Source organism: Agromyces sp. Y558 (genome assembly GCF_059445415.1).
Genome location: NZ_JCAIUH010000001.1, coordinates 2,101,491 through 2,127,067, shown reverse-complemented (window position 1 = coordinate 2,127,067; position 25,577 = coordinate 2,101,491). Strand labels below are relative to the sequence as shown.

General features: G+C 67.1%; 25 protein-coding genes. 9 read left to right on the top strand and 16 right to left on the bottom strand.

Annotated features, from left to right (window positions below):
- Window positions 1-2,289: a hypothetical protein gene (locus AC1C2T_RS09960; RefSeq protein ID WP_495362395.1), complete on the bottom strand. Its 2,289-nt coding sequence runs from the start codon at window positions 2,287-2,289 to the stop codon at window positions 1-3.
- Window positions 2,286-2,759, bottom strand: a complete 474-nt coding sequence (locus AC1C2T_RS09955; RefSeq protein WP_495385166.1) for a hypothetical protein — start codon at window positions 2,757-2,759, stop codon at window positions 2,286-2,288. Before AC1C2T_RS09955 ends, AC1C2T_RS09960 begins: the two co-directional genes overlap by 4 nt.
- A gap of 194 nt (window positions 2,760-2,953) precedes the next feature.
- Here AC1C2T_RS09955 and AC1C2T_RS09950 point away from each other — a divergent pair, with 194 nt between their 5' ends.
- Together AC1C2T_RS09950 and AC1C2T_RS09945 are read left to right on the top strand one after the other, a co-directional pair.
- Window positions 2,954-3,877 (top strand): ABC transporter permease, encoded by a 924-nt coding sequence (locus tag AC1C2T_RS09950; RefSeq protein WP_495362393.1) that lies wholly within the window; start codon window positions 2,954-2,956, stop codon window positions 3,875-3,877.
- A complete protein-coding gene (locus AC1C2T_RS09945; RefSeq protein WP_495362392.1) occupies window positions 3,878-5,041 on the top strand; it encodes an ABC transporter ATP-binding protein in 1,164 nt (387 codons plus the stop codon). It begins immediately after the preceding gene.
- Here AC1C2T_RS09945 and AC1C2T_RS09940 read toward each other — a convergent pair.
- The 3 genes from AC1C2T_RS09940 to AC1C2T_RS09930 are packed head-to-tail and all read right to left on the bottom strand — an operon-like array spanning window position 5,007 to window position 8,053.
- Complete coding sequence (locus AC1C2T_RS09940) at window positions 5,007-6,035, bottom strand: glycosyltransferase family 2 protein (protein WP_495385165.1); 1,029 nt, start codon at window positions 6,033-6,035, stop codon at window positions 5,007-5,009. The genes AC1C2T_RS09945 and AC1C2T_RS09940 overlap by 35 nt on opposite strands.
- The gene (locus AC1C2T_RS09935) at window positions 6,028-6,957 is read right to left on the bottom strand and encodes an NAD-dependent epimerase/dehydratase family protein (RefSeq protein WP_495362390.1); all 930 of its coding nucleotides are present in this window, start codon (window positions 6,955-6,957) and stop codon (window positions 6,028-6,030) included. The genes AC1C2T_RS09940 and AC1C2T_RS09935 overlap by 8 nt, the downstream gene beginning before the upstream one ends.
- Window positions 6,950-8,053 (bottom strand): rhamnosyltransferase WsaF family glycosyltransferase, encoded by a 1,104-nt coding sequence (locus AC1C2T_RS09930; protein WP_495385164.1) that lies wholly within the window; start codon window positions 8,051-8,053, stop codon window positions 6,950-6,952. Before AC1C2T_RS09930 ends, AC1C2T_RS09935 begins: the two co-directional genes overlap by 8 nt.
- A gap of 314 nt (window positions 8,054-8,367) precedes the next feature.
- Here AC1C2T_RS09930 and AC1C2T_RS09925 point away from each other — a divergent pair, with 314 nt between their 5' ends.
- Window positions 8,368-9,234, top strand: coding sequence for a glycosyltransferase family 2 protein (locus AC1C2T_RS09925; protein WP_495362388.1), 867 nt, complete (start codon window positions 8,368-8,370; stop codon window positions 9,232-9,234).
- A 3-nt stretch (window positions 9,235-9,237) separates the two neighbouring features.
- Here AC1C2T_RS09925 and rfbA read toward each other — a convergent pair whose 3' ends face one another.
- The gene (gene rfbA / locus AC1C2T_RS09920) at window positions 9,238-10,104 is read right to left on the bottom strand and encodes a glucose-1-phosphate thymidylyltransferase RfbA (RefSeq protein WP_495385163.1); all 867 of its coding nucleotides are present in this window, start codon (window positions 10,102-10,104) and stop codon (window positions 9,238-9,240) included.
- Between the two features lie 4 nt (window positions 10,105-10,108).
- Window positions 10,109-10,720, bottom strand: coding sequence for a dTDP-4-dehydrorhamnose 3,5-epimerase family protein (locus AC1C2T_RS09915; protein WP_495362386.1), 612 nt, complete (start codon window positions 10,718-10,720; stop codon window positions 10,109-10,111).
- A 71-nt stretch (window positions 10,721-10,791) separates the two neighbouring features.
- Between AC1C2T_RS09915 and rfbD the strand changes: the two genes are divergently transcribed.
- The 3 genes from rfbD (at window position 10,792) to AC1C2T_RS09900 (ending at window position 13,922) form a co-directional block, all read left to right on the top strand.
- Entirely contained in the window at window positions 10,792-11,649 is an 858-nt protein-coding gene (gene rfbD, locus AC1C2T_RS09910; RefSeq protein ID WP_495385162.1) for a dTDP-4-dehydrorhamnose reductase, read from the top strand.
- 55 nt (window positions 11,650-11,704) lie between these two features.
- Window positions 11,705-12,703: a dTDP-glucose 4,6-dehydratase gene (gene rfbB / locus AC1C2T_RS09905; protein ID WP_495385161.1), complete on the top strand. Its 999-nt coding sequence runs from the start codon at window positions 11,705-11,707 to the stop codon at window positions 12,701-12,703.
- Between the two features lie 82 nt (window positions 12,704-12,785).
- Complete coding sequence (locus AC1C2T_RS09900; RefSeq protein WP_495385160.1) at window positions 12,786-13,922, top strand: glycosyltransferase family 4 protein; 1,137 nt, start codon at window positions 12,786-12,788, stop codon at window positions 13,920-13,922.
- A gap of 9 nt (window positions 13,923-13,931) precedes the next feature.
- Here AC1C2T_RS09900 and AC1C2T_RS09895 read toward each other — a convergent pair whose 3' ends face one another.
- The 3 genes from AC1C2T_RS09895 to AC1C2T_RS09885 form a co-directional block, all read right to left on the bottom strand.
- Window positions 13,932-15,296, bottom strand: a complete 1,365-nt coding sequence (locus AC1C2T_RS09895; RefSeq protein ID WP_495385159.1) for an LCP family protein — start codon at window positions 15,294-15,296, stop codon at window positions 13,932-13,934.
- Window positions 15,293-15,760: a 5-(carboxyamino)imidazole ribonucleotide mutase gene (gene purE, locus AC1C2T_RS09890; protein WP_495385414.1), complete on the bottom strand. Its 468-nt coding sequence runs from the start codon at window positions 15,758-15,760 to the stop codon at window positions 15,293-15,295. The genes AC1C2T_RS09895 and purE overlap by 4 nt, the downstream gene beginning before the upstream one ends.
- A gap of 231 nt (window positions 15,761-15,991) precedes the next feature.
- Window positions 15,992-17,149, bottom strand: coding sequence for a 5-(carboxyamino)imidazole ribonucleotide synthase (locus tag AC1C2T_RS09885; RefSeq protein ID WP_495385158.1), 1,158 nt, complete (start codon window positions 17,147-17,149; stop codon window positions 15,992-15,994).
- Between the two features lie 60 nt (window positions 17,150-17,209).
- Here AC1C2T_RS09885 and AC1C2T_RS09880 point away from each other — a divergent pair, with 60 nt between their 5' ends.
- Entirely contained in the window at window positions 17,210-17,752 is a 543-nt protein-coding gene (locus tag AC1C2T_RS09880; protein ID WP_495385157.1) for a GtrA family protein, read from the top strand.
- Between the two features lie 116 nt (window positions 17,753-17,868).
- Here the strand turns inward: AC1C2T_RS09880 and AC1C2T_RS09875 are convergent, their stop codons facing one another.
- The 3 genes from AC1C2T_RS09875 to AC1C2T_RS09865 form a co-directional block, all read right to left on the bottom strand.
- Window positions 17,869-18,615: a DarT ssDNA thymidine ADP-ribosyltransferase family protein gene (locus tag AC1C2T_RS09875; RefSeq protein WP_495385156.1), complete on the bottom strand. Its 747-nt coding sequence runs from the start codon at window positions 18,613-18,615 to the stop codon at window positions 17,869-17,871.
- Window positions 18,616-18,825: 210 nt separating this feature from the next.
- Entirely contained in the window at window positions 18,826-19,392 is a 567-nt protein-coding gene (locus AC1C2T_RS09870) for a PH domain-containing protein (RefSeq protein ID WP_495362378.1), read from the bottom strand.
- Between the two features lie 6 nt (window positions 19,393-19,398).
- A complete protein-coding gene (locus tag AC1C2T_RS09865; protein ID WP_495385155.1) occupies window positions 19,399-20,346 on the bottom strand; it encodes a biotin--[acetyl-CoA-carboxylase] ligase in 948 nt (315 codons plus the stop codon).
- A gap of 195 nt (window positions 20,347-20,541) precedes the next feature.
- On the opposite strand from AC1C2T_RS09865, the gene AC1C2T_RS09860 reads away from it, so the two are divergent.
- Both AC1C2T_RS09860 and AC1C2T_RS09855 read left to right on the top strand, forming a co-directional pair.
- Window positions 20,542-22,140 (top strand): acyl-CoA carboxylase subunit beta, encoded by a 1,599-nt coding sequence (locus tag AC1C2T_RS09860; RefSeq protein WP_495362376.1) that lies wholly within the window; start codon window positions 20,542-20,544, stop codon window positions 22,138-22,140.
- A gap of 8 nt (window positions 22,141-22,148) precedes the next feature.
- On the top strand, window positions 22,149-22,379 hold the full coding sequence (locus tag AC1C2T_RS09855) for an acyl-CoA carboxylase epsilon subunit (RefSeq protein ID WP_495362375.1): 231 nt from the start codon (window positions 22,149-22,151) through the stop codon (window positions 22,377-22,379).
- Window positions 22,380-22,660: 281 nt separating this feature from the next.
- Here the strand turns inward: AC1C2T_RS09855 and AC1C2T_RS09850 are convergent, their stop codons facing one another.
- The 3 genes from AC1C2T_RS09850 to AC1C2T_RS09840 are packed head-to-tail and all read right to left on the bottom strand — an operon-like array spanning window position 22,661 to window position 25,576.
- Window positions 22,661-23,671, bottom strand: a complete 1,011-nt coding sequence (locus AC1C2T_RS09850) for a DUF8320 family protein (protein ID WP_495385154.1) — start codon at window positions 23,669-23,671, stop codon at window positions 22,661-22,663.
- The gene (locus AC1C2T_RS09845; protein WP_495385153.1) at window positions 23,668-24,933 is read right to left on the bottom strand and encodes a sensor histidine kinase; all 1,266 of its coding nucleotides are present in this window, start codon (window positions 24,931-24,933) and stop codon (window positions 23,668-23,670) included. The genes AC1C2T_RS09850 and AC1C2T_RS09845 overlap by 4 nt, the downstream gene beginning before the upstream one ends.
- Window positions 24,887-25,576, bottom strand: a complete 690-nt coding sequence (locus AC1C2T_RS09840) for a response regulator (protein ID WP_495362374.1) — start codon at window positions 25,574-25,576, stop codon at window positions 24,887-24,889. Before AC1C2T_RS09840 ends, AC1C2T_RS09845 begins: the two co-directional genes overlap by 47 nt.
- Between the last annotated feature and the right edge of the window lies 1 nt (window position 25,577).

Sequence of the window (25,577 nt, the reverse complement as noted above, 5' to 3'; positions counted from 1 at the left end):
TCACGCGTTGGGGCCCGTCGGGATGAGCGCCGCGAACTGCGGTACGACATCGAGCCAACCGGTGCCCTTGTTGAGTTCGGTGAGACGGGCCATCGAGGTGATCGGCCGCTTGGTTCCCTCCACCAACTGGTACACGGTTCCATTCGGCACCCGGATGAAGTCGTTCGCATCGCGCCCCTTCTTCAGGAGTGCGCAGGTGAACGAGTCGAGCGGCATGTAGCTGAACGGATACAGAGCGGCGAACGCCGGATCGACGCGATGCACACTGCCGGCCGCGGCGACGTAGTTCACATCGCCACAGGAAAGACCGAACCCGAGCAAACCCGCGGAGCGCGGGTAGGCGTCCATGCGCACCTGGGTCGTGTAGGAGAATTTCGTGAAACCCGCCTCGACGGGGAACACGAAGTTCGAGAACGCGATCTTGTTCGTGACGCCGTTCACGAGGTACACGGTCGCATCTCCGGGTGATCGCACCATCGTGCCGGTGATCAGTGCCACCGGCCCCTTCGGGAGCGCCGCGATGAGCGAGTCGGGTACGACGTCGATACGGGGGGTCTTCCCGGCCGACAGCGCCATCAGGGCCTCCCACGACCCGATCGGCAGGATCTTGTCGGCCATCACCATGTAGACGGTCGCCGAGGCGGCGGTCTTGATCATCGCGCCCGCCGCAATGCTCCCCTTCGACGGGTAGCCGTCGAGGAACGCCTGCGAGACATCGGTGAACCCGAGTTTGGCACCGAGGTCGCCGGCGGCCCACTCATACCGGCCGCCACCCGCCAGCACGTGGTTCACCGCCGAGCCCGCGACCCTCACGACGCCCGTGAACGGGGGCTTGGCCGGCAGGAATCCGAAGCTCTCAGCGCGCAGGGAACCGGCCGCGCGAGCGGGCAGGCCAGACGAGGCGACCGCCGAGGCCTCGACGGGGTGTTTGCCACCCGCACTGAGGAAGAAATACGCCGACGCGCCACGCTGCCGAGCGAACGCCGACTCACGCACCACCGGCGTCGCGAACGACAACGCCGAGACTGCGCCTTCGGTGAGCACGTTGTACCCGGCAGGAATCCTCGCAGCGGTCTGCGACTGATTGTCGAGGATCTCGCGTTTCGTTCCGTCGTTGATGAAGTAGCGGGCGCCGTCGGTCGTACCGAGCACGGGTCGCAAGGCCGGCCCGTTCACGAATGCCGCGATCTGCGAGTCTGTCAATTGGACGTAGCCGTCAGCGCCGCACGACCCGCCGTAGTCGACCACCTGGTCGCACGAGCCGAACGGGAGTTTGATTCCGGCGTCGAAGAAGTAGATCGTGCCATCGCCCGAGCGGATCACCCGGCCGACGGTGTGGCTCGTCTCATACCGATCGAGTTGGCTCTGCGAGACGAATCCCACGTTGCCGAGCGGGAACAGGGCAGCGAGGATCGCGAGACTCGGAACCGGGTACTTGTACGCTCCGGAGATCAGGTAGACCGTCGCGTTCGCCGAGGTGCGCAACAGACTCGAACCTGCCGTCGTCGAACCGAACCAATCCGTGAAAATGCGCCAGAAGTTCCGATTGCCGTACGCGCTGCAACCGTCGCCGCTGCCGTAGAGGTTCGCCAGGGCGGCGGCGTTCGGCTGGTACGGCGTGTAGTTGTAGAGTCCTGCGGTCGCCTGGTTCTGGATGAACACGTTGCCGCTGCCACAGGCCGCGTTCGGATGGAAGCGGATCGCGTTGACCCTTCCCGCGATGTGGTTCCACCCCGTCGGGTTGGCGGCATATCGCTTGAATTGGAGTGCCGCCATGTACACCTGGTTGAAGAATCCGTAGTAGTTGGTGTCGCACGCCGCCGTGTCGGGGCATCCGTACCCCGTCGCCGACCGATACTGCCGATCAGTCGGCCAGGTGTCCGAGACGAGCCCCTGCTCCTTCTCGAGCAGCACGAGCAGCGCCTTCTGGCTGACACCGCAGATGACGCCGACGCGATAGATGATGGTCGCCGCGCTCTCGTTCGACGCGCCCGAATAGGCGCCGCAGCGCCCGGCTTCCGCGGCGCGGTTCGGAGTGTTCTGTCGGTAGTCCTTCACGCAGGTGTAGCCCGCCCGACATGTCGGGACGCGCGCGTTCAGAAAGGACTGAACCGCGGAGGCAGACATCGCAGCACCGTCGAAGAAGAGCGCGTCGCTGATGATATTGCCCGCGTTGAAGTCGCCGGCGACCGCCGCTTCGGCCGGTGGAACCTCGGACTCGACGACGGTCAGAAGACCGACCGCGAGAATACCGCCGATCGCCATCGCCAGCATGCGTCTGATGTTCATGGCACCTCCACGATCATTTCGTTCGAGACGACCTCGGCGCGGTCGGACTGGTAGTCGAGGGTGACCGACCACGTGCCCTTCGCCAACTGCTCGATGGGAATGCTCACGGCGCCGCACGACGTCGTCGCGCGGTCGGCGGCACCCGTAGACTCCGCCGAGACCTCCCCAGCGTCGCCCTTGAACACGAACGTGCACGCGCCACCGTCTTCGATCACCCCGCTGACGTATCCCGATGCAGTTGCGTGGGCACCATCGACATCGACGTTCGCAACGACGATGACAGCCTCGATCGAGGGCGGAGGCTCGCTCTCGATCGGCTTCGACGTGGCATCCGGAATCGCCGTGGAATCGGGGCTCGCCGTGGCGGTGGAACTCGGGCCGGTCGAATCGGCGTCATCAACCGTGCATGCGGTCAGCGCCAGGGCAGCGACACAGAGAAGCACCAACGTTCCCCAACGTTCGATCTTCATCGTCTCGATCCCACCCGCGCCGCTCCCCGAATGCGGCGTACTCCGCCAAGGTTAGCCGTCACGCCGTGGATACGACAGGAGCAACACGTCGAGAATCATCGCCTAGACTCGATGCGGTTCCGATTACCCGACTATGGAACCGCCCGTCTGCACGCCCTCGAGGCGACGACGGACCACCAAGAGAAGAGAGCACGATGGAGGCAGACGCCCTCGCACGCGCCGAACGCATCGCTTCGGAGCCGTTCCACGAGGTGGGCGCGCACACCGACGGCTTCGGCGGTACCGCGCGCTCGATCCGCGAGATCTGGCAAAGCCGGGAGCTGCTCGTTCTCCTCGTCCGACGCGAGGTCAAGGCACGCTACAAGAACAGCTCCCTCGGCATTGTGTGGAGTCTCTTCCGCCCGCTCGTCCAATTGCTCATCTACTACTTCGCCATCGGGCAGATTCTCGGCGCGGCGCGCCTCATCCCCGACTTCGCGATCTTCGTCTTCATCGGGCTCACGGTGTGGGGCCTCTTCAGTGAAATCGTTTCGGGCTCGACGAGCGCATTGATCACCAACGCAGGCCTTGTGAAGAAGGTCTACCTGCCACGCGAGATCTTCCCGCTCAGCTCGGTCGGCGGCGCACTCTTCAATTTCGCGGTGCAGCTCGTGGTGCTGATCGCCGCAATCGCCATCCTGTCGACCTTCCCGCTCGATGCACGTCTGCTGCTCGCACCGCTCGCTCTCGTGTTGCTCATCGTGTTCTCGGTAGCGGTAGGGCTCGTGCTCTCAGCCGTGAACGTCTATCTGCGCGACACCGAGCATCTCGTCGAGATCGCGCTCGTGGTGCTCTTCTGGCTCTCGCCGATCGTGTATTCGTACAAGTTCGTGCACGACGCGCTGAATGGCAATTGGCTCGAACAGCTCTATCTCGCCAACCCCATCACGCTCGCGATCATTGCGATGCAGAAGGCCTTGTGGAACGCCGGTTCGACGGCTACCGGCGCGTTGCAGCAAGACTGGCCCGACTTTCTCGAACTCCGGCTCGTGATCGCACTGCTGGTCAGTATCGTCCTGCTGTGGATCGCACAGCGGGTCTTCTCACGTCTGCAGGGCAATTTCGCCCAGGAGCTCTGAATGACCAACCCGACCATCATCAGCGTCAAGGACGTCTCGAAGCGATTCGTCCTCCACAAAGACAAGTCGCTCAAAGAGCGGATCGTGAACTTTCGCACGTCGCGACGTCATCGCGACGACTTCTGGGCGCTCCGTGACATCAACCTCGACATCGAGCTCGGTTCGACTGTCGGGCTCGTCGGCCACAACGGATCCGGCAAGAGCACCCTTCTGAAAGTCATCGGCGGCATCTTGGACCCGTCGAGCGGCACGGTCACGCGTCGCGGGCGTCTGGCAGCCCTCCTCGAGCTCGGAGCCGGTTTCCACCAAGACCTCACCGGCCGTGAGAACGTCTACCTCAACGCCGCGATTCTCGGGATGAGCCGCAAGGAGACCGACGACCGGTTCGACGCGATCGTCGACTTCTCGGGCATCGAGGCGTTCATCGACACCCAGGTGAAGTTCTACAGCTCGGGAATGTACGTGCGGCTCGCATTCTCCGTCGCCGTGCACTCCGAACCCGACCTCCTGCTCGTCGACGAGGTGCTGGCGGTCGGCGACGAGCCGTTCCAACGCAAGTGCATGGAGAAGATCAGCCAGTTCCAGTCGGAGGGCCGCACGATCGTGCTCGTGAGCCACTCCGCCGATCAGGTCGGCAGTCTCTGCGATCGAGTCGTCGTGCTGAACTCCGGAGAGATGATCTACGACGGTGAGCCGGCGCAGGGCATCCGCATTCTCCGCGACGGCTACCAGGCCGACCGACTGATCGACCTCGACCGCCGCGGCCAGGAGCACTTCGCCCTGGAGGTGGCAGACTTCCGCGCGGTCACGCAGGTCGAAGGCGACGCTGTGGACCTCACTGCATACCTCGACGTCGACGTCAACGAGTCCACCCCCGACTGGGGCGTCGGGTTCTCGATCGAGAACACGCTCGGACTCCGTCTGTTCAACATGACGACGTTCGACGAGATCGAGCTCCCGACTACCGTCGGCCGACACCGGCTGAAGTTCGAGATCCCCGACGTGCACCTCGGCCCGGGAAAGTACCTCATCAACATCGGTCTCGGAGACGTGCACGGCCGGAACTACGACCTGGCCACGCCGGCCGGCACGTTCGACGTGCCGGGCCGCGACTACGGCAACGGCCTCCTCAGGCTTCGGCCGACGGTGTCGGTGGCACCTTAGACGTCGCCGCCTCCTCGTGGTGCCGCTTGCGCTTGTGCTCGAGCGACCCAGCCGCGACGGCCGCAGGGTCGCGCACGTCGACCAGCGTTGAGGCGCGGTAACTCGACCATTTGCGCACGTGGAATGCCGGGTTCACGACGAGCCAGTACGCCTTGCTAGGCAGACTGTAGGCCCTATCACGGGCGATGCGAACCGAATCCCCGACGACGCCACGGGCGGAGTGGGTCACCACCGCGACCCGTGAGATGGGCGGGATGTCGTACCCGATCTGGCGGAGCCCCACCGTCTCGTCGAAGATGCGGTGTCCGTATTCCGAAAGGGTCAGATCGTTGGAGTGCATGACAGCGGCCCGCGGTGCGTAGGCCTTGATGTAGCCGTTGTCGATCACGTCGCGCCCGAAGAGCTGGTCTTCGGCGTAACGAACGTCGCGATAGGGCAGCACGTCGACGAGGAACGAACGTCGCGCGGCCGAGTTGACGTCGGAGTAGAACGCCATCGCATCCCGAATAGCCGCCTCGTCGGCGAATGGAGCGTCGTAGAACAGCGTGACGCCATAGTCGGGCCCGAGGTTGCGGAACATGTTGTGGATCTCGTACTTCTGCAGCGGGAACGCGCGGGATCGCGCGACCTGCTTGCCGAGCACTGCGACGACGTCGGGGAACCGCTCCATCGGGTCGATCAACTCGCTCAGCCAGTGCTTCGTACTCGGGACGGCGTCGTGCGTGAGGAAGGCGACGTAGTCGCCCGAGGCCTCACGTGCCGCGAGATTCCGCGTGCGTCCGTGGCCGAACTCGCTGTTCGGGATCTCGATGAGACGCACCTCGGGGTGACGCGCGATGATCTCGAGCGTCGAGTCGGTGGATCCGGAGTCGATGACGAGCACCTCGAACTCGCCGTCGAACTTCTGCTTGCGGAGCATTCGGAGAATCTTCTCGAGGTAGTGCTCGCCGTTGTAGGTCAGGATGGTGACGGTCGCCCGTATGTTCTCAGCCACGGAACTCAGCCTTCATGTCGTCGTACGTGCGCCGGATGCCCTCGTCGAGCGAAGTCATCGGTGTGACGCCGAACTCATCACGGAATCGGCTCGTGTCGAGCACGACGCGGTCGACGAAGGTCGGCGGGATCTCGCGCGCGACGATGTCGAAATCGACACCGGTCACGCGGCGGAGCGCATCGAGCACGTCGTTCACACTGTGCCCCACCCCGCTGCCGAGGTTGTACACGTCGTGGGGGGCGGCACTGCCCACCACGGGAAGGATCATTTCGATGAGGTCCTCGACGTAGACGTAGTCGCGCACCATCGACCCTGACCCGAATCGCACGATCGGCTCCCCCTGGAGGATCTGGCGAAGTGCGATCGGGATGAAACCCTGCTTGCGGTTGGGGTGCTGTCGGGGGCCGTACGGGTTCGAGATCCGGAACGCTGTGGAGCGCAAACCGTGCGTCGCATGGAAATATCGCAGGTACCGCTCGATCGCCAGCTTGCCGATGGCATACGGCGATACAGGCAGCGCCGGATCGGATTCGGCGTACTCGCCCTTGCCCTGCTGGCCGTAGATCGCCCCACCTGTCGATGCGAAGTACACGTGCTGTACGCCGGCTGCGACGCAGGACTCCAGCAGTTCCACGGTCTGCGCGAGGTTGGTCCGGATGTCGAGCGTCGGATCCGCTTCGGCCGTCGCCGGCGTCGTCGTCGAGAGGAAATGGAAGACGTAGTCCTGCCCGGCGACCGCGGACTCGAGGTCCGACCGGCTGAGGAACTCCCCCGCCACGACCTCGACACCGTCGGCGGTGAACGTCGGCTCGCGCGCGCTGTACCGATCGAATCCCCGTACCTCGTGGCCCGCGCGGGCGAGGCCGTCGACGAGGTGGGAGCCGATGAAGCCGTTCGCGCCGATGACGAGCGCCCTAGCCACGGAGCGCCCCCTCGAGAGCCTTGAGGAAGACCTGGCCGGACGCAGCCCAGTCGACCCCCCTCACGGACTCCGACATCGCGCGCGACCGCTCGATCGCGTCGGGCCGCTCGACGACCTCAACGAGCTTGCGAGCGATCGCGAGCGGTGAAGCAGGGACGTACTCGATAAAGGGATTGTCCGAGACCATGCGATTGTTGGGCCCGTCGTTGACGACCGGTGTGACGCCGCTGGACATCAGCTCCAGCGGCAACAGCGACATATTCGACAGCGACATGACGAGGCCGGCTGCGCAACGGTTGTACACCTCGTTGAGCTCCGAGAGTTGGAGGCTGGCGAGGTTGCGGTGCTCGAACGGGATGCGCCAGTTCGCGACATCCCAGCCGGCGAGGTTGATCGTGACGTCGGGTCGGAGCTTGGCGAAGTCGTTCAGCACGAGCAGGCCGAACTCGAACGCGCGCCGGGGTGTGACCGGCCTCGCGTAGAAGAAGATCTCGTTGCGAGGACCGTCATTCGTGATGCGATAGTGCCGCTTGTCGACGGCGAAGTCGAAGTGCTCGGCGGCCATGCCGTACTCAGTGCTGAGCTTGTGAGCGAGCCATCCGCCGGCCGTGATCGCGTGGAATCCGAAGTGGTAGGTGTTCTCGGCCAGGACCGCCTCGGTACCGAGCGGGTAGAAGCTCGGTTCGAAGTCCTGCACGAAGTAGAGCCGCTTCGCCTGCGAGCGGTCGAGGAACGACGGGTACGCGGTCTCCCAGCCGGTCGCGAAGATGGCCTGCGTATCGTCGGCCACCCCACGCTCGCGGTCCCACACCTCGATCGAGGCGTCGAGCGTCGGATACGCTTCGCTCTTCTCGAGCATGGCCCGAACACCGACAATGTCGACGGGCCGATCCTCAGCCTGGTACAGGTAGATGCGGCAGTCGTGGCCCCCGCGTTCGGCGAATTCGATGAATCGGAACAGGTTCTGGTGTCCGCCGCTCTCGCGGCCGGGAGGCGACATGATCCACGCGATGCGTGCGGGGCCCGACTCGACCGTGATCGACTCGCGGATCCGATCTGGGATGACGGTCCAGTCCACGGCGGCGGCGTCCTCCATGGAGACCAGCAGCGTCGGGACCTGAGGGGCGGCAACCTTCGCGAGTTTCGTCCGCGCATACCGGAACGTCGATCCGACACCCTGCGCGCGCGCGAGCGCTGTCGCAGTCCGGATCTTGCGAGCGATGAGCCGAGGGCCCCCCTGCACTGCCTTGGTCACAAGCCTGCCGATCGAACCCACCACATACCTTTGCTGTCGGAATGCCCCGCCGGTCGGCGGCAGAGCCACCCGAGTCTAGCAAGGCACCCCTGAACGCCCTGTGCGCGGACGACGCAGAGCGGATTCCCGGGTCGACGGCAATAGGATCGGATACCGTGCCAACCCCTGCCGAAGATCGAGTCGCCGTCGTCACGGTGTCCTACAACTCGAGCACGCAGCTGCCCGGATTCCTCGACTCGATCGCAGCGCTGAACTTTCGCCCCCGCCACGTCTTCATCGTCGACAACGCGTCGCTCGACACCGCAGCTTCGCAGGTGGTCGCGGCGACGTACGGCGCGACCGTGCTGCCGCTGGACCGCAACCTGGGTTACGGCGGCGCGGTCAACGAGGGCGTGCGCGCCCTCCCCGTCGATGTCGAGTACGTCCTCGTCTCCAACCCCGACGTCGCGCTCGCGCCGAACTCCGTCGGCACCCTGGTCGCTGCGCTGAGCGGCGCCGACGGCACCGGCGCTGTTGGGCCCCGCATCCTCAACCCGGATGGCAGCACGTACCCTTCCGCGCGGAATCTTCCCTCGCTGCGTACCGGAGTCGGCCACGCACTGTTCAGCCGACCGTGGCCGTCGAACCCGTGGACTCGTTCATATCGCGCCGAAACCCGTTCGCCGCTCAAGTCCCGCTCGGTCGGATGGCTCTCCGGTGCGTGCCTGCTCGTGCGCCGCGGCGCATTCGAGGAGATCGGTGGGTTCGATACGGGCTACTTCATGTACTTCGAGGATGTCGACCTCGGATTTCGGCTGGGCGGCGCAGGTTGGCAGAACTCGTACGTGCCCACAGCGGTCGTCACGCACATCGGTGGCCTCTCGACGAAGAGCGAGTCGAAGCGCATGCTCCGTGCCCATCATGAGAGCGCAGAGCGGTTCATCCGCCGGAAGTACGCCGCACCCGTGCTCGCGCCGATTCGCTGGGTCCTCACTGCTGGACTCAGGATCCGATCCTGGGTCGTCACGCGAGGCGTCGACTGACCCTCAGCGGCTCCCGAGGAGCCGGCGCAGATACGCGCCGTATCCGCTCTTCACCAGAGGTTCGGCGAGCGCAGCGAGGCGCTCGTCGTCGATCCAGCCGGCGCGCCAGGCGATCTCCTCGATGCATCCGATCTTGAAGCCCTGTCGGTCTTCGATGACGCGCACGTATTCGGACGCCTGCATCATCGATTCGAAAGTTCCGGTGTCGAGCCAGGCCGTGCCACGGTCGAGCACTTGAACCTTGAGCCTGCCCTGGTCGAGGTACCGCTCATTGACGGTGGAGATCTCGAGCTCGCCGCGCGCGCTGGGCTGAATCGTCTTCGCGATCTCGACGACCGAGTTGTCGTAGAAGTAGAGTCCGGGCACAGCGAAGCTGCTCTTCGGCTCCGATGGTTTCTCCTCGATGGAGACGGCACGGAACGCGTCGTCGAATTCGACCACACCGTAGGCGGTCGGGTCGCTGACCTCGTACGCGAAGATGACCGCACCTTCGACCTGGGTGTGCGTGCGCAGTGCGGAACCAAGACCGGAGCCGTGGAAGATGTTGTCGCCGAGCACGAGCGCGACACTCTCGTCGCCGATGAAGTCCTCGCCGATGATGAAGGCCTGCGCGAGACCATCGGGCGATGGCTGCACTGCATATTCGAGACGGATGCCGAGTTGGGTCCCGTCGCCGAGGAGAGCGCGGAACTGGTCGTTGTACTCGGGCGTCGTGATGACGAGGATCTCATCGATGCCCGCCATCATCAGGGTCGACAACGGGTAGTAGATCATCGGCTTGTCGTAGATCGGCATCAGCTGCTTCGAGATGCCCTTGGTGATGGGCCACAGCCGACTGCCCGAGCCGCCGGCCAGGATGATTCCACGCATGCGCTCAGTTTCCTTTGTCGTTCAATGAGGCGTAATAGTCGCGCGCTGCTTCCCAGGTCGGGAGGAGACCGGATGCCGCAGCTTCGGCGAGGCTCGGCGCATCCGTGTCTTTCGGTGACAGCAGGAGCTGACCGGCCGCCTCGGGGAAGGCCAGCGCGATCTCCGCGTCGAGCGGGTTGATGCCGTGCTCGCGTTCGGCGTTGAACGTCGAAGTGACGAGATAGCTCACCGTCGCGTCGTCGGTGAGTGCGACGAAGCAGTGACCGAGGCCCTCAGCGATGTAGATGCCCCGACGGTCGACGTCATCGAGGAGCACGCTGTCCCATCGCCCGAAGGTCGGCGACCCCACGCGGATGTCGACGACGAAGTCGAGAACGGCACCGTGAGTCGCCGTCACGTACTTCGCCTGGCTCGGCGGGACGTCGGCGAAATGGATGCCGCGGACGACGCCGCGCTTCGACACCGAGGTGTTCGCCTGAGCGAGTTCGAGCCGGTGGCCGATCGCCTCCTCGAGGCGGTCGAATCGGTACCATTCGAGGAATGTTCCCCGATCATCGCCGAATTGTTTCGGCGTCACCTCGAAGGCGTCGGGAATCGAGAGTTCGCGGATCTGCACCGCTGAAGTCTAGCAATCGCGACATCCGGCTCGGGTGTGGCCGGTCAGACCGCGGCCGTAGGATCGGAACCATGCGCTACCTCATCACCGGAGCAGCCGGAATGCTCGGAATCGACCTTCAGGCCGCGCTGGCCGGACGCCCGGTCACCGCCCTCCGACGCGCCGAACTCGACGTGACTGACCTCGGATCGGTGCGCGAAGCGGTCGCCGGGCACGACGTCGTCGTGAATGCAGCTGCGTTCACCGGGGTCGACGACGCGGAGACCCATGAAGACGAGGCGTTCGCCGTGAACGCGACGGGCGCCCGGAATCTCGCGATCGCGGCGCGCGAGTCCGGCGCGAAGCTCGTCCAGGTGTCGACCGACTACGTCTTCGACGGCCGATCGACGACACCGTATCCCGAGGATGCGGCACGGAACCCGATCTCGGCGTACGGCCGCACGAAGGCCGCAGGCGAGGAGCTCGCACTCGCCGAGCACCCCGACGGCGTGTTCGTCGTGCGCACGGCTTGGCTCTACGGCCAGCACGGACCGAACTTCGCGGCCACGATGCTTCGACTCGCCGGCACCAATCCGACGGTGAGCGTCGTGACCGACCAACTCGGCCAGCCGACGTGGACGTCCGACCTGGCGCGACAGATCAAGCTCCTCGTCGAGTCGGACGCCCCGCCCGGCAACTACCACGGCACGAACTCCGGCGAGTGCTCGTGGTTCGACTTCGCACGGGCGATCTACTCCGAAGTCGGACTCGACCCCGAGCGGATCCTCCCGACGGATGCCGCGAGCTTCGTCCGGCCGGCACCCCGCCCCGCGTACTCGGTTCTCGGTCACGAGCGGTGGGGCGCCGTCGGCATTCCCGAGATGCGTGGATGGCGCGAGTCGCTCCACGCCGCAGTCGAGGCGGGCGCGGTCGCCCTCCCCCTGACCTGAACGACTGTCCACGGCTCACAGAAGCCGGCTCGGCCTCTTGGCTAGGATGAAGCGCGTGTCAAGACTCCTCGTGACCGGCGGTGCCGGCTTCATCGGCTCGAATTTCGTCCATTACGTGCTCGAGCACACCGATCACACGGTGACCGTGCTCGACAAGCTGACGTACGCGGGCAACCTCACCTCGCTCGAGGGCCTGCCCGCCGAGCGGTTCCGTTTCGTACACGGCGACATCGCAGATGCCGGACTCGTCGACGAGTTGTTCGCCGAGCACGATGCGGTCGTCCACTACGCGGCCGAGAGCCACAACGACAACTCGCTCGATGACCCGCACCCGTTCCTCGAGACGAACATCGTCGGCACGTACACGCTGCTCGAAGCCGCCCGCAAGCACGACATCCGCTTCCATCACATCTCGACCGACGAGGTCTACGGCGACCTCGAGCTCGACGACCCTGCGAAGTTCACCGAGCAGACGCCCTACAACCCGTCGAGCCCGTACTCCTCGACGAAGGCCGGCAGCGACCTGCTCGTTCGTGCTTGGGTGCGTTCGTTCGGTGTGAAGGCCACGATCTCGAACTGCTCGAACAACTACGGCCCCTACCAGCACGTCGAGAAGTTCATTCCCCGCCAGATCACCAACGTGCTGCGCGGCGAGCGCCCCAAGCTCTACGGCAAGGGCGAGAACGTCCGCGACTGGATCCATGCCGACGACCACTCGTCAGCGGTGCTCACCATCCTCGAGAAGGGCGAGATCGGAGAGACCTACCTGATCGGCGCCGACGGCGAGAAGAACAACAAGGAGGTCGTCGAGCTGATCCTGACGACCCTCGGTCAGCCGGCCGATGCCTACGACCACGTCGTCGACCGCCCCGGTCACGACCTCCGCTACGCGATCGATTCGACCCGCCTGCGCACCGAGCTCGGCTGGCGACCGCAGTTCTCGGACTTCGAAGCCGGACTCGCCGATACCGTCGCGTGGTACCGCGACAACGAAGCATGGTGGGCGCCGCAGAAGGATGCGGCCGAGGCCCGCTACACAGCCCAGGGCCGATAGCCGCCCTCGCGTTCGTCGACACCCGCCCCCAGCACCCAGTAGGGTCACAGGATCCCCATCGAAGCTCGGCGAAGGAAGCCACGTGACGACCACCCTCCGCGTCATCGTCGACCAGATCGTCGCACCGGTACCGGGCGCGCTCGGCAGGTACACCCTCGACCTCGCGCGCGCGATCATCGCGGCGACTCCGCGCGACTGCGCCGTCGAGGGGATAATCTCCTCGTCGCCACCCGATGATTACGACCGTGTGCTCGCGGAGATTCCCGGCCTCGCCGGACTGTACAAGACGACCCTCGCACGGCGCGAACTCGCCGGCGCCTGGCAGCTCGGACTGACGACATCACCAGGGCCGGGCATGATCCACGCTCCGAGCCTGTTCGCACCGCTGCGCAAGCACGACCACCGCGACGGCGGCCAAGTGGTCGTCACCATTCACGAGGTGCTCCCGTGGACGCACCCCGAAGCGCTCAGCGCGACCTCCGTGACCTGGCAGAAGGGCATGCTCAAGCGTGCCCGCCGCCACGCCGACGCGGTCGTCGTGCCCACGCACGCGCTCGCCGAGCGGCTCGGTGAGATCGCCGATTTCGGCGACCGCATCCGGGTCATCGGAACGGCACCACGCACCGGCCTGACGATCGGCGCCGATGCTCCCGTTCGCGCGGCACGGATGGGACTTCCGTCCGAGTACCTCGTGGTGCCCGGCACTCTCGAGCCGCGCAAGGGCCTCGTCGACGTGCTCGCCGCACTCGGGCGGCGAGGCGTACCCGAGATCCCGATCGTCGTGCTCGGGCCCGAGAGCTGGGGTGACCAGCACCTGATCGCCGTCGCCGAGGAGGAGGGCATCTCACCGGCACGCATCACGCACCTCGACGAACTCGATGCCGGCGACCTCGCCGTCGTGCTCGCCGGCGCAACCGCCTTCATCGCGCCGAGTCACGATGATGGCTCCGGCACAGCACTGATCGAGGCGTTCAGCCTCGCGACCCCGGTCATCCATTCGGATGCACCGGCGTACCTCGAAGTCTCGGCAGGCGCGGGACTCGCCGTGCCGGTCGGCGTCGGCGACGGGTACGGCGACCGGCTCGCAGCGGCCATCACCTCGGTCGTCACCGATCCGGCCCTCGCCGAACGCCTGGCCATCGCGGGGAGCGACCGCAGCCGTGCGTTCAGCTGGCACGATTCGGCCGAACGAGTCTGGCAGCTGCACGCCGACCTGTAGCCGAAGAGGCTACCCCTCGGTCGGCTCGGCCGTCGGCGGGTGCACCGCCTGTTGCACGAGCTGTCGGATGTACTCGTAGTCGGGCTCTTCGGGGTCCACGTCGTTCGCGGGCACCAGTTCGACATCGATGATCGGCAGTTGCTTCGCCTTGCCGGCGAGTTCGACGAAGTAGCCCAGGCTGCCCTGCGGGACATCCGTCTTCACGACCTGCGAGCCCGCCGCCGCGATCTCTTGGAACTTCGACAGCACGTTCGCGGGGTTGAACTGGGCGAGCACGGCCTCTTGGATCTGCCGCTGGCGTGCCATCCGGTCGTAGTCGCTCGTGCCGTGGCGAGAACGCGCGTACCAGAGCGCGTGGTATCCGTCGAGGTGCTGCTCCCCCGCCGGAATCCACTCGGCGACGGTCGTGAACGTCTCGTCGGCGTGGATCGGCACGTCTTCAGGCACGTTCACCGTGACGCCGCCGAGGGCGTCGATCATCTGCTGGAACCCGGCCATGTCGATGAGCGCGTAGTACTGGATCTCGAGCCCGGTGATCGCCTCGGCGGCATCGCGCATCGCCTCGATGCCGGGCTCGCTGCCCTGGGCGACGGCGTCGGGGTACATCTCGGGGCTCACGAGCTCGACCTCGGTGTAGATCGAGTTGAGCATGCAGACGTCGACCTCGCAGCCGTCGATCGCCCCGTACCCCTCTGGGTAGAGCTCGACGAGCGGACTGTCATCGGGGAACGGCACGTCCACCATGTTGCGCGGCAGGCCGATCGTCACGGCCTGACCGGTCTCGGCGTCGACGCTGACGACGGTGATGCTGTCGGGCCGGAGCCCGTCACGGTCGGGCCCGGCGTCGCCGCCGAGGAGGAGGAAGTTGTACTTGCCGTCGACGGGTTCCTTCGAAGGACCGGCCACGAAGACCGAGGAGATGAATCCGCTCGCCGCCGTCGCGAAGTACGCACCATAGGCTGCTGTGCCCGAGACGCCTGCCATGAGGAGCACCGAGAACGCGGCCACCCAGGCGCGAGCCGACGGCGCGGTCTTCACGAGCCGTACGAGCCGCAGCGTGTCGAAGGTCAGGATTACCCAGAGCACCGCATAGAAGACGAGCAGGGCGGCGACGACCCACAGCGTGATCGTGGTGGAGAAGATCGTGTACAGCGTCGCGGGCCAGAACAGCCACACGACGAGCGACAGAATCGCGAGCGTCCACAGCACGAGCGTCGCACCGAGCCCGAACCGGCCGAGACGCCGACTGCCGGCCAGCACCTGCGGCGCGCCCGGAATCAGGAAGTTGAGCGCGACGAGCCACCACGCACGGCGGGTCATGACCGTGCGCGAGGCGATGTCCGGGTAGCGGATCGGGCTGGCGGCGAGCGTCATCGGTTCTGCTTGAGCCGTTCGTTCTTCGCCTCGACGAGCGCTGCGAGGGCGGTGGCGTAGTCGGCGAGCGCGGTCGACAGAGCGGGGTCGGCCGTCGCGAGGATCTTCACCGCGATGAGGCCGGCGTTCTTCGCGCCGCCGATGGAGACGGTCGCGACCGGCACGCCGGCGGGCATCTGCACGATGGAGAGCAGCGAGTCGAGACCGTCGAGGCGCGAGAGCGGCACGGGCACTCCGACGACGGGCAGCGTCGTGACCGAGGCGAGCATGCCCGGCAGGTGGGCCGCTCCCCCGGCACCCGCGATGATGACCTTGAGGCCGCGAGCAGCCGCCTGCTTGCCGTAGGCGATCATCTTCTCGGGCGTACGGTGCGCGGAGACGACCTCGACCTCGTGCGCGACGCCGAATTCGTCGAGCAGGGCGGATGCCTCGCGCATCACGTTCCAGTCGGAGTCGGATCCCATCACGACGCCGACCAGCGGGGCGGGCGAGTTCGTCTCAGTCACTTGATCGAGTGTAGGGGCGGGTGCTGGGAGATGACCGCAGGGCACGCGGCTGTCGCTCCCTGAGCTCGTCGACGTTCCCTGAGCTCGTTTCGTTCCCTGAGCTCGCATTGTTCCCTGAGCCCGTTTCGCTCGCTGAGCTCGTCGAAGGGACGCCCCCCGCTTCGACAAGCTCAGCGAGCGGAGCTGGCGTCAGTCCTGGAGGATCGCCGCGGCAGCCCGCGCCTCGTAGACGACCGCGTCGAGTTCATCGCCGATCGCCGTGACGTGACCGATCTTGCGACCCGGCCGCGGCGCCTTGCCGTAGTTGTGGATCTTCACGGTCGGATGCCCCGCGAGCGCCTCGGGGTACCGGTCGGCGAGCGACCCCTCAGCCGGGCCGCCGAGCACGTTCACCATGACCGACCACTCGTCGTGGCTGCCGGTGGCGCCGAGCGGCAGGTCGAGCACGGCACGCAGGTGTTGCTCGAACTGCCCGGTGGTCGAGCCGTCCATCGACCAGTGCCCGCTGTTGTGCGGGCGCATCGCGAGCTCGTTGATGAGAATACGGTCGTCGGTGGTCTCGAAGAGCTCGACGGCCAGCACGCCCGTGACCCCGAGTCCCTCGGCGATCGTGATCGCGACGTCTGCCGCGACATCCGCGAGCCTGCCCGCCGAGCGGGGCGCAGGCGCGATGACCTCGCTGCAGACACCGCCCACCTGCACGGTCTCGACGAGCGGCCACGCCGCGACGTCACCGGAGGGCCGGCGGGCGACGAGCTGCGCGAGTTCGCGACGGAAATCGACGAGTTCCTCGACGAGGAGCGCCCCATCGCGCCCGTCTTCGGCGATCGTGACGAACCACTCTGCGACCTCTGCTGCGCTGCGCACGAAACGCACGCCCTTGCCGTCGTACCCGCCACGAGGCGTCTTCACGACGGCGATGCCGTCATGGGCTGCGATGAAGTCGTCGAGCTCGGCGACGGTCTCGACACGGGCCCAGTCGGGCACCGGCAGGCCGAGTTCCGAGAGGCGCTCGCGCATGAGCAGCTTGTCTTGAGCGAAGCGCAGTGCATCGGGGCCGGGATGCACCGGCACACCCGCGTCGACGAGGGCGTGCAGCACGTCTTGCGGCACGTGTTCGTGGTCGAACGTCACGACGTCGACGTCGCGTGCGAACGCGAGCACCGCTGCGGCATCGGTGTAGTCGCCGATGCGATCGGCCGCGATCGCCGCGGACATGCCGTCGGCCTCGGCGAACACTCGAATATCGACGCCGAGCTCGATCGCCGCGGGAATCATCATCCGGGCCAACTGCCCCCCACCGATCACTCCGACTCGCACGCCATGCACTCCGTTCGCCGCCGTCATCGGCGCCCGCGCGGGCGCCCTCTTCAGTCTAGGCCGCGGCCGACGGCATAGGATGTGCCGGTGTCCACCCGCCTCGCGAGCGCCATCGCACGCCTCTGGAACGGCCTGCTCGCCTATGCGGTGAAGTTCGGCGTCGTCGGGCTGATCGGCCTCGTGATCGATGTCACGCTCTTCAACCTGCTGCGCCTCGGCGTCTTCGGTGACGACCACTGGGCGCAGTCGGCGATCGGCGCGAAGACGATCTCCACGAGCGTCGCCATCATCTTCAACTGGTTGGGCAACCGCTACTGGACGTTCCGCAACCACCGCCGCCGCAACTACGTTCGCGAGTTCGCCGAGTACGTCATCGTCTCGCTCGGTGGCATGGCCATCGCGCTCGGATGCCTCTGGGTCAGCCACCATTGGCTCGGCTACACGAGTCTCGTGGCCGACAACATCGCCACGAACGTCGTCGGCCTCGCGCTCGGCACCGCGTTCCGGTTCGTGCTCTACCGCTACTGGGTGTTCGGACACCACCGCTCCGACGGGCTCTCGACCCTCGCCCGCGTCGAGGAGGCGCAGCGCACGCTCTTCGAAGAGCCCGACAGCGCACCCGCTCCCTGAGCCCGTCGAAGGGAGCTAGCCCGCTTCGACAGGCTCAGCGAGCAGAGGAGGCCCGCTTCGACAGGCTCAGCGAGCAGAGGAGGCCCGCTTCGACAGGCCCACGAGCAGAGGTTCTGCTATTCCACCGCGTCAGCAGTGGGCTGGAACCACGGCGGATACACCGCGACCCGCGCGCGCACGCCTGCGCCGGCGAGCGCGGCACGCACCCGGTCGCGCACCGGATCGTTGGCCACCGCGATGAGCGCGACGCTGTCGAGCGGCAGGCACTCGCGCACGAGCAGTTCGGCGCCGTCGAGGCCGGCTCCCTCCTCGTCGCGATGCAGTCTCTGCAGGAGGCGCTGCGCGTCGGACCACTCGGATGCGACGGCCGCACCGGCGACCGCGGCATCCGCTTCGCTCACGACGATCGCACCGGGCACATCTGCGTTGTCCGCCTGCACGCTCGCCAGTGAGCTCACGAAGATGACGAAATCGGCGGGAGCACGCTTCACGGCCTCTGCACCGAGCCGCGGATCGGGGGTGGCGGTTCGCACCGCGTTCCACACATGGGCGTCGGTCGTGAGCAGGAACGGCACGTAGTCGGCGACCACCGTGTCGGTGTCGCCGATCGCGGCGCTGCGTCGGTACTCGCGGGCATCGGGCGCAGCGAGGTCGACGATCGGCACCGCGCCGGCGGTATCCGCCAGCAGTGCCCCTGCGTCGAGGATCGGCGGGAGGTTGTCGATGTGCGTCACGTGGTAGATGCGCATCGCCTTCAGGTCGAGGCGCGGTGCGTCGGAGGCGATCGCCGGGCGCGAGGCACCGGGTACCCGGGCCGGCGGGCGGCCGTTCCGGGTCGTCGTGGAGCGTGCGGATCGAGCCACCGGCGCGGGCGCGGGCTTGGGCTCCGGTTCCGGCGGCGGGAAGCAGATGGCGCAGAGGCCGTCATCGAAACCGTGTTTGCATTCGTCGGCCAAGAGGAACCCTTCATCGTGAGGCTCGCACTCGGGGGCGCACGAGACCACCTGTCAACGTTACGTCCTTTGGAGAGGTACCGTGGCATCGAGTTCCACTGCCCGGCAGAACGAGCGCCGTCAGCGGCCGCCCCAGGCGACCGTATCGCCGTCGATCATCGACTGTTCGGCACGACGACGATCGGCGATCCGGGAGTGTTCCTCACCCTGGAGTTCCTGCAGCGCACCGAGCACGAGCTCGGGCTTCGGCAGGTCTTTCAACACGAAGGGCTGCTCATGACCTGTGTTGATGCGCACATCACCGGACCCGAACGAGCTCTGCACCCAGTTGCGGCGCACCGTCACGTCGTACCCTCTGCTATGCAACAGCTCCTGTCGCACGCGCACGAAGATGCCGCTGCGCACGATGATGCGGCGGGTGGTGATGGTCGTCCGTCTCGTCAGCCATCCGAGGAACGGCAGGAACGAGCCGAGCAGCACGACGAGTACTGCCCCGCCCACGATCGCGAGATCCTGCCAGAGCTCGGGCGCGAGGCCGAGGCCGAAGGCGGTCGCGCCGGCGACCGCGGCGAGCAGTATCGCGGGAATGGTCAGCACCCGTGCGTGCCGCCGCACCCGCGCCACGACGCGCTCGGGTGGCTGCGCCGGCGCCGCAGCAGCCGTGTCGGGTATCCCGGCATGCCTCATACGCCATTAATACCGCAGGTGGGTCACGTCTCCGGCGGCGACAGACCAAGGCTCACCGTTCTCACGGTCGATCACGACGAGTCGACCGTCGCCATCGAGGCGCTCGGCGTGCCCGAGCAACTCACGGTCGCCGGGCAGTTCGACCCGGACTTCGCTGCCGAGTGTGCCGCAGAGCGCACTGACCCGGTCGGCGATGCCGCTCGCCGAGGCATCCGCCCCCGAGGCGGCGAATGCGGCGAACATCTCAAGGAACGTCGCCAGGTAATCGGCCAGGACGGCGTCGGCATCGGGCTGCTCGCCGGTGACGAGCAACAAAGACGTCGAGGTGAGCGTCGGCAGGTCGTGCTCGTCGAGCGTCAGGTTGAGACCGGCGCCGACGATCACGGCTCCCGCGGTTCCTGAGCCCGTCGAAGGGGGCAGCAGTTCCGAGAGGATGCCGCAGATCTTGTAGCCCGAGACGAGCACGTCGTTGGGCCATTTGAGCTCGACTTCGACACCGCCCGTGCGGCCTTCGATCGCTTGCTCGCTGAGCTTGTCGAAGCGAGCGGGTGACGCGGGGGTGGTCCCTTCGACAAGCTCAGGGAGCGCGACGGGCTCAGGGAGCGCGACGGGCTCAGGAAGCGAAACGGACACGGCGCGGCGCACCGCTTCGGTCATCGCCGCCCCGGCGATGAGCGGAATCCAGCCGTAGGCATCGGCCGGAAACGGCACGCCGCTCTCGAGCTCCGGCCGCAGCAGCACCGAGATCGCCAGCGTCTTTCCCGTCGGCGCGAGCCACACACGCCCGAGGCGGCCTCGCCCGCGCGTCTGGTTGTCGGTGACGAGCACGGCGCCGTGACCCCACTGCGCGGCATCCGCCCCGCTTGCAGCCTCGCGCAGCTCGTCGTTCGTCGACCCCGCCTCGGCGAGGAACTCGAACCGCGGCACGGCCGCGCGCGATCGCTCCCAATCCATGGCATCACCCTATCCACCAGCGAGTTGCCCGAATCTCGCCATATTCGGGCACTCGGCATGGACGGCGACGGGGCGCGGCCTGGAAGGTGGGCGGGGCGGGGCCCGGCGGCATGGCGATAGCCACCAGTGCCGACCCGGTATTTGTAGGATTCCGTCAACGAAGTCGGCCTGATGTTCGCCGGTAGAGTGAACGGCGTGACCGAAGCGACTGACGGCCCCGACCTCTCCACGACCGCCGGCAAGCTCGCCGACCTCAAGCTGCGTTACCACGAGGCCGTGACGGCTTCGGGTGAAGCGGCCATCGAGAAGCAGCACGCCAAGGGCAAGATGACGGCGCGCGAGCGCATCGCCGAGCTGCTCGATCCCGGCTCGTTCGTCGAGCTCGACGAGTTCGTGCGGCACCGCACGCACTCGTTCGGCATGGAGGCCAAGCGCCCGTACGGTGACGCCGTCGTCACTGGCACCGGCACCATCCACGGCCGGCAGATCGCGGTGTACTCGCAGGACTTCACCATCTTCGGCGGCTCGCTCGGCGAGGTCGCGGGCGAGAAGATCATCAAGGTCATGGAGCTCGCACTGAAGACCGGCGTGCCCATCATCGGCATCCTCGATTCAGGCGGCGCGCGCATCCAGGAGGGCGTCGTCGCGCTCGGCAAGTACGGCGAGATCTTCCGACGCAACACGCAGGCCTCCGGCGTCATCCCGCAGATCTCGATCGTGTGCGGCCCGGCGGCAGGCGGCGCGGTCTACTCCCCCGCGCTCACCGACTTCGTCATCATGGTCGACAAGACGAGCCAGATGTTCGTCACCGGCCCCGACGTGATCAAGACCGTCACCGGCGAAGACGTCGGCATGGAGGAGCTCGGTGGCGCGCTCACGCACAACACGGTGTCAGGCGTCGCGCACTACCTCGCGAGCGACGAGTCCGACGCACTCGACTACGCGCGCACCCTCATCTCGTTCCTGCCGGACAACAACATGACGGATGCCCCCGTCTACGACGCCGAAGCCGAACTCGAGATCACCGACGATGACCGGCGGCTGAACGCCGTCATCCCTGACTCGCCGAACCAGCCCTACGACATGCACTCGGTCATCGAGGGCATCGTCGACCACGGCGACTTCCTCGAGGTGCAGCCGCTGTTCGCTCCCAACATCCTGATCGGCTTCGCCCGGGTCGAGGGACGATCGGTCGGCATCATCGCCAACCAGCCGAGCCAGATGGCCGGCACCCTCAACATCGCTGCCGGAGAAAAGGCCTCGCGCTTCGTACGTTTCTGCGATGCGTTCTCGATTCCGATCCTCACGCTCGTCGACGTGCCGGGCTACCTGCCCGGCACCGAACAGGAGTGGACCGGAGTCATCCGCCGCGGGGCGAAGCTGCTCTACGCCTATGCCGAGGCGACCGTGCCGCTCATCACCGTCATCACCCGCAAGGCCTACGGCGGCGCCTACATCGTCATGGGCTCCAAGCAGCTCGGTGCCGACATCAACCTCGCCTGGCCGACCGCAGAGATCGCGGTCATGGGCGGGCAGGGTGCCGTCAACATCCTCTACCGCGCCGAGATCAAGGCGGCGGAGAGTGCCGGTGAAGACGTCGCGGCCGTGCGCACGAAGCTCGCGAACGAGTACACCTACAACGTGGCTTCGCCGTTCCTCGCCGCAGAACGCGGCGAGCTCGACGGCGTCATCGAGCCGGCGGCGACCCGCGTGTCCGTCGTGAAGGCGCTTCGCGCGCTCCGCACGAAGCGGGCCAGCCTGCCATCGAAGAAGCACGGGAACATCCCCCTGTAGGGAGCGAAATGGACGACGACATCGACGACCGCACCTCCGCGCTGCGATTCACGAGCCATGACGTCACCCCCGACGATGCCGCGGCCGTCACCGCCGTGCTCCTCGCGGCATTCGACGAGGAGTCGTCAGCCGCGGCATCCGTCGCCGACGACGGGCGCAGCGCCTGGGTGCGCAGTGGCGGGGCGATGCGCCGGCCGCTCGAGGTCGGCGCCGGCCGCTGGGCTCGCGCGTCTCGCTGAAGGCCGTGTCCTCATCGTGTCCCCCGAAATGACGACTTTGCCCCTGTGCGCCCGTGCACCAGTATTGGATGTGCAGGCTCCATAGGAGTCGCCACCGTCATCGGTCGGGTAACCGATGACAGTTGGGGGCGAGTCAGGGCGATATTCGGGTTATCGCCGTGACTCGGACTTGATGGGGGGCCGATCTCAGATCGGTCCCCCACTTTCTTGTCCGGACGCTCTTGTGCGGACACTGTTGTTCGGACACTTCGCGCCGACCACGGATGCTGCGGGCGAATCCATCACGAATGCCGCGGGATCTCCAGCCACAGTTCGACCTCGGCCTCATCCGTGTCCGAATCCGAGATGTCGCCTTCGGCTTCGCACAGGCCCACGACGGTGACTGCCACGGGCGATCCCTCCGCCGCGGTGCGGGCGATGATTCGGTCGGCCTTCGAACCGGCGACCGCCTCGGCCAAGCGGGACAGCACCCGGTCGCGCATCGCTTCGTCGAGGTCGTCGATGCCGCCCTCGTCGAGCAGCGTGACGGTGATGCCCCGAGCACGAGCGCGCTGCACTTCGACGCGAACGGCATCGGTAAGCAGCATCCGGCCCCGGATCTCATCGCGGATCGCCGCCTCGAGCATGCGGCATTCGGCACGCTGAGCCTCGGTGAGCTGACCATTCCGATCGGCGATGCGCCGCAGCATCGGCGACGCGAGCCGGTTGGTGTGCGCGAGTCGCATGCGACCCTCGAACAGGTGCGCATCTTGGGCGGCCTGCCACGCCGCCGCCTCACGCTCGGCCTGCGCGTAGCGCCTCGTCTCCCGTGCCGCACCCGTGAGCGCCTTCGTCAGCATGTGTGCGATGCCGACCCACACGATGCTGCCGATCACGCCCAGGCTGCCGAGTGCCAGCGGCCCCGCCCACACCACGGTCTGCACGGCGAGCGCGATGACGCCCAGCCATGCTGCAGTCAGCTGGCGGCGGGCGGCGGTGATCGTCATGAGCGTGCCGACCGCGGCGACGTACCAGGTGGCGTAGCCGTTCTCGGCGTGGGGATCGAGTTGACTCGTCACGAGCAGCGGCAGCACGATCGAGACCGCGAGGCAGAAGGCCGCGAGCCAGTCGGGCATCCTCACGCGCCTCGTCGGCCACAGGCTCAGGGCGGTGGCCGCCGAATACAGCAGCAGGGCCACGATCGCGGGCCACGGTGACGCGGGCACATCGAGCGAGTAGATGCCGAGCACGACGTGATAGGTCGAGAACAGCGCCCCGAGCACGAGGAGGAGCCAGCGGGGAATGGAGATCATGCGCTGCCTCCTGCACCGACGGGCCAGGCGATCGTCACTGTCGTGCCGTGTCCGAGCTGCGATTCGATCTCGGCGGCGCCACCGGCGTTCACCATGCGTTCCTCGATCGACACCCGCAACCCGAGCCGCTCCGAGGGCACTCGATCGACCTCGAACCCCCGCCCGTTGTCGGCGATCTCGATGACGCACCCGCCCGCTCGCACCCCGCGGATGCGCAACTCACGTCTCGTCGAGAGTCCGGGCTCGTCCGCGTGCTGCAGGCTGTTGACCATCGCCTGCACCGCCGCCGTGTAGAGCGCCTCCATCGCCTCCACGGGCAGTTCGACCCCACCGGCGTTGATGACGCGCACCGTGAACGGCGTGTTGAACGTGGTGAGCGCGGCGCGCAGCCGACGCACCAGCACCGGCAGTCCGACGCGGTCGAGTGCACGCGGGCCCGTCGCACCCGCTTCATCGAGGCGGTGCACGGCGTCGCGGGCCATCCGGGCCGCGAGCAATTGCTGCTCGGGCGACGTCGCCGCGGCGGCGGAGAGCAGCGTCGTCAGCACGCTGTCGTGCACCAGGGCGTCGATCTTCACGCGCTCGATCTCGTTGGCGTGCTGCCGTGCGGCGACGTCGTACCGCTGCAACGCCGCCTCCTGTGCGGAGTCGACCGATTCGGCGGCCTGACGCAGCATCGTGATGATCACGAGCACGACGACGCCGAGCACGACCGCGTAGAGCGCATCGAGCACCGCCAGCAGCGGGCCGGCGTCACCACCGCCCGGCATCAGCCGGATGACGCCGTACACGGCCGGGATGACGAGCGTGTAGGCAGCAGCCCAGATCGGCAGCACCGCGATCACCGCCGCCGTCGTCGCGACCGTGCAGAGGTAGTAGAGCCAGGGCGTGCTGCCCTCCAGTGCCGCCGGATCGGCGACGAGGAACGGCCACGCCACGAGCGCCAACGCGTACAGGGCCGCGAAGCCGAGACAGGCGGCGCGCACCGCGACCTTGGTCACCGTCGCGACGGCGAGCGCGACGATCGCACCGTACATCACGGCCATGAGGGCAGCGCCCGCGCCATCGACGAGCGCGTCTGCCTGATGGAGGGCCACGGGTACCGTCTGCGCTCCGAACACGAGCCCGAAGAGTCCGAGGGCGCGACCGGCGACCGTCTCGACCTGGGCACGGGTCACCGTGGACCGGCGACGCGCGAGGCGCGTCACCCGCCAATCAACGGCGGCCATCTCCACCGTCGTCGAGTCCGGGAAGAATTCCATCCTCCACGGCCCGGCGGAGCAGGTCGACCTTCGTCGGGGCCGGGCGGCCGACTTCGACGTACTTGGCGCGGATCCGGTCGAGGTACTCGCGCGCGGTCGAGTGCGCGATGCCGAGCTGCGCCGCAACAAGCTTCAGCGGCAGGCCCGAGGCGTAGAGGTGCAGCACATCGTGCTCACGGCGCCCGAGCTGTGCCTTCGCGAAGTCTCGGTCGGCCTCGATCGCGCTGGCCCACTCCACGTTGTTGAGCACCTCACCTCGGGCGACCGTGGCGATCGCACCGATCACCGCCGACATCGGAGACGCCTTCGGGATGACACCGGCAGCCCCGGCGGCGAGCGACTCCCGCACCGCCCCGACCCGATCGGCGATGCTGTGCACGAGCACCGCGCTGCCGGTCGCCAGAACGGCACGCACGTTCTCGGTCACGGATGACCCGTCGCCGAGCGAGAGGTCGAGCACCACCACGTCGCAGCCCCGACCCGAGAGCCCGGCGAGAAGCTCGGGCACACTCGCCGCATCGATGACGACGTCGTACCCGGCGTCGCCGCACGCGGCCCGAAGCCCCAGCCGAACGGCTTCATGGTCGTCGACGATCGCGACGGTCGCCGCAACCCCTGTTGTTCCGGCCGTTGCTGCGGTCACG

What these genes read in the sequence shown, in the direction of transcription:
- AC1C2T_RS09960 (WP_495362395.1), bottom strand. Translation starts at nt 2,289, where the DNA reads ATGAACATCAGACGCATGCTGGCGATGGCGATCGGCGGTATTCTCGCG.
- AC1C2T_RS09955 (WP_495385166.1), bottom strand. Translation starts at nt 2,759, where the DNA reads ATGAAGATCGAACGTTGGGGAACGTTGGTGCTTCTCTGTGTCGCTGCC.
- AC1C2T_RS09950 (WP_495362393.1), top strand. Translation starts at nt 2,954, where the DNA reads ATGGAGGCAGACGCCCTCGCACGCGCCGAACGCATCGCTTCGGAGCCG.
- AC1C2T_RS09945 (WP_495362392.1), top strand. Translation starts at nt 3,878, where the DNA reads ATGACCAACCCGACCATCATCAGCGTCAAGGACGTCTCGAAGCGATTC.
- AC1C2T_RS09930 (WP_495385164.1), bottom strand. Translation starts at nt 8,053, where the DNA reads ATGGAGGACGCCGCCGCCGTGGACTGGACCGTCATCCCAGATCGGATC.
- rfbA (WP_495385163.1), bottom strand. Translation starts at nt 10,104, where the DNA reads ATGCGTGGAATCATCCTGGCCGGCGGCTCGGGCAGTCGGCTGTGGCCC.
- rfbD (WP_495385162.1), top strand. Translation starts at nt 10,792, where the DNA reads ATGCGCTACCTCATCACCGGAGCAGCCGGAATGCTCGGAATCGACCTT.
- AC1C2T_RS09895 (WP_495385159.1), bottom strand. Translation starts at nt 15,296, where the DNA reads ATGACGCTCGCCGCCAGCCCGATCCGCTACCCGGACATCGCCTCGCGC.
- purE (WP_495385414.1), bottom strand. Translation starts at nt 15,760, where the DNA reads ATGGGATCCGACTCCGACTGGAACGTGATGCGCGAGGCATCCGCCCTG.
- AC1C2T_RS09885 (WP_495385158.1), bottom strand. Translation starts at nt 17,149, where the DNA reads ATGACGGCGGCGAACGGAGTGCATGGCGTGCGAGTCGGAGTGATCGGT.
- AC1C2T_RS09870 (WP_495362378.1), bottom strand. Translation starts at nt 19,392, where the DNA reads ATGAGGCATGCCGGGATACCCGACACGGCTGCTGCGGCGCCGGCGCAG.
- AC1C2T_RS09865 (WP_495385155.1), bottom strand. Translation starts at nt 20,346, where the DNA reads ATGGATTGGGAGCGATCGCGCGCGGCCGTGCCGCGGTTCGAGTTCCTC.
- AC1C2T_RS09855 (WP_495362375.1), top strand. Translation starts at nt 22,149, where the DNA reads ATGGACGACGACATCGACGACCGCACCTCCGCGCTGCGATTCACGAGC.
- AC1C2T_RS09850 (WP_495385154.1), bottom strand. Translation starts at nt 23,671, where the DNA reads ATGATCTCCATTCCCCGCTGGCTCCTCCTCGTGCTCGGGGCGCTGTTC.
- AC1C2T_RS09845 (WP_495385153.1), bottom strand. Translation starts at nt 24,933, where the DNA reads ATGGAATTCTTCCCGGACTCGACGACGGTGGAGATGGCCGCCGTTGAT.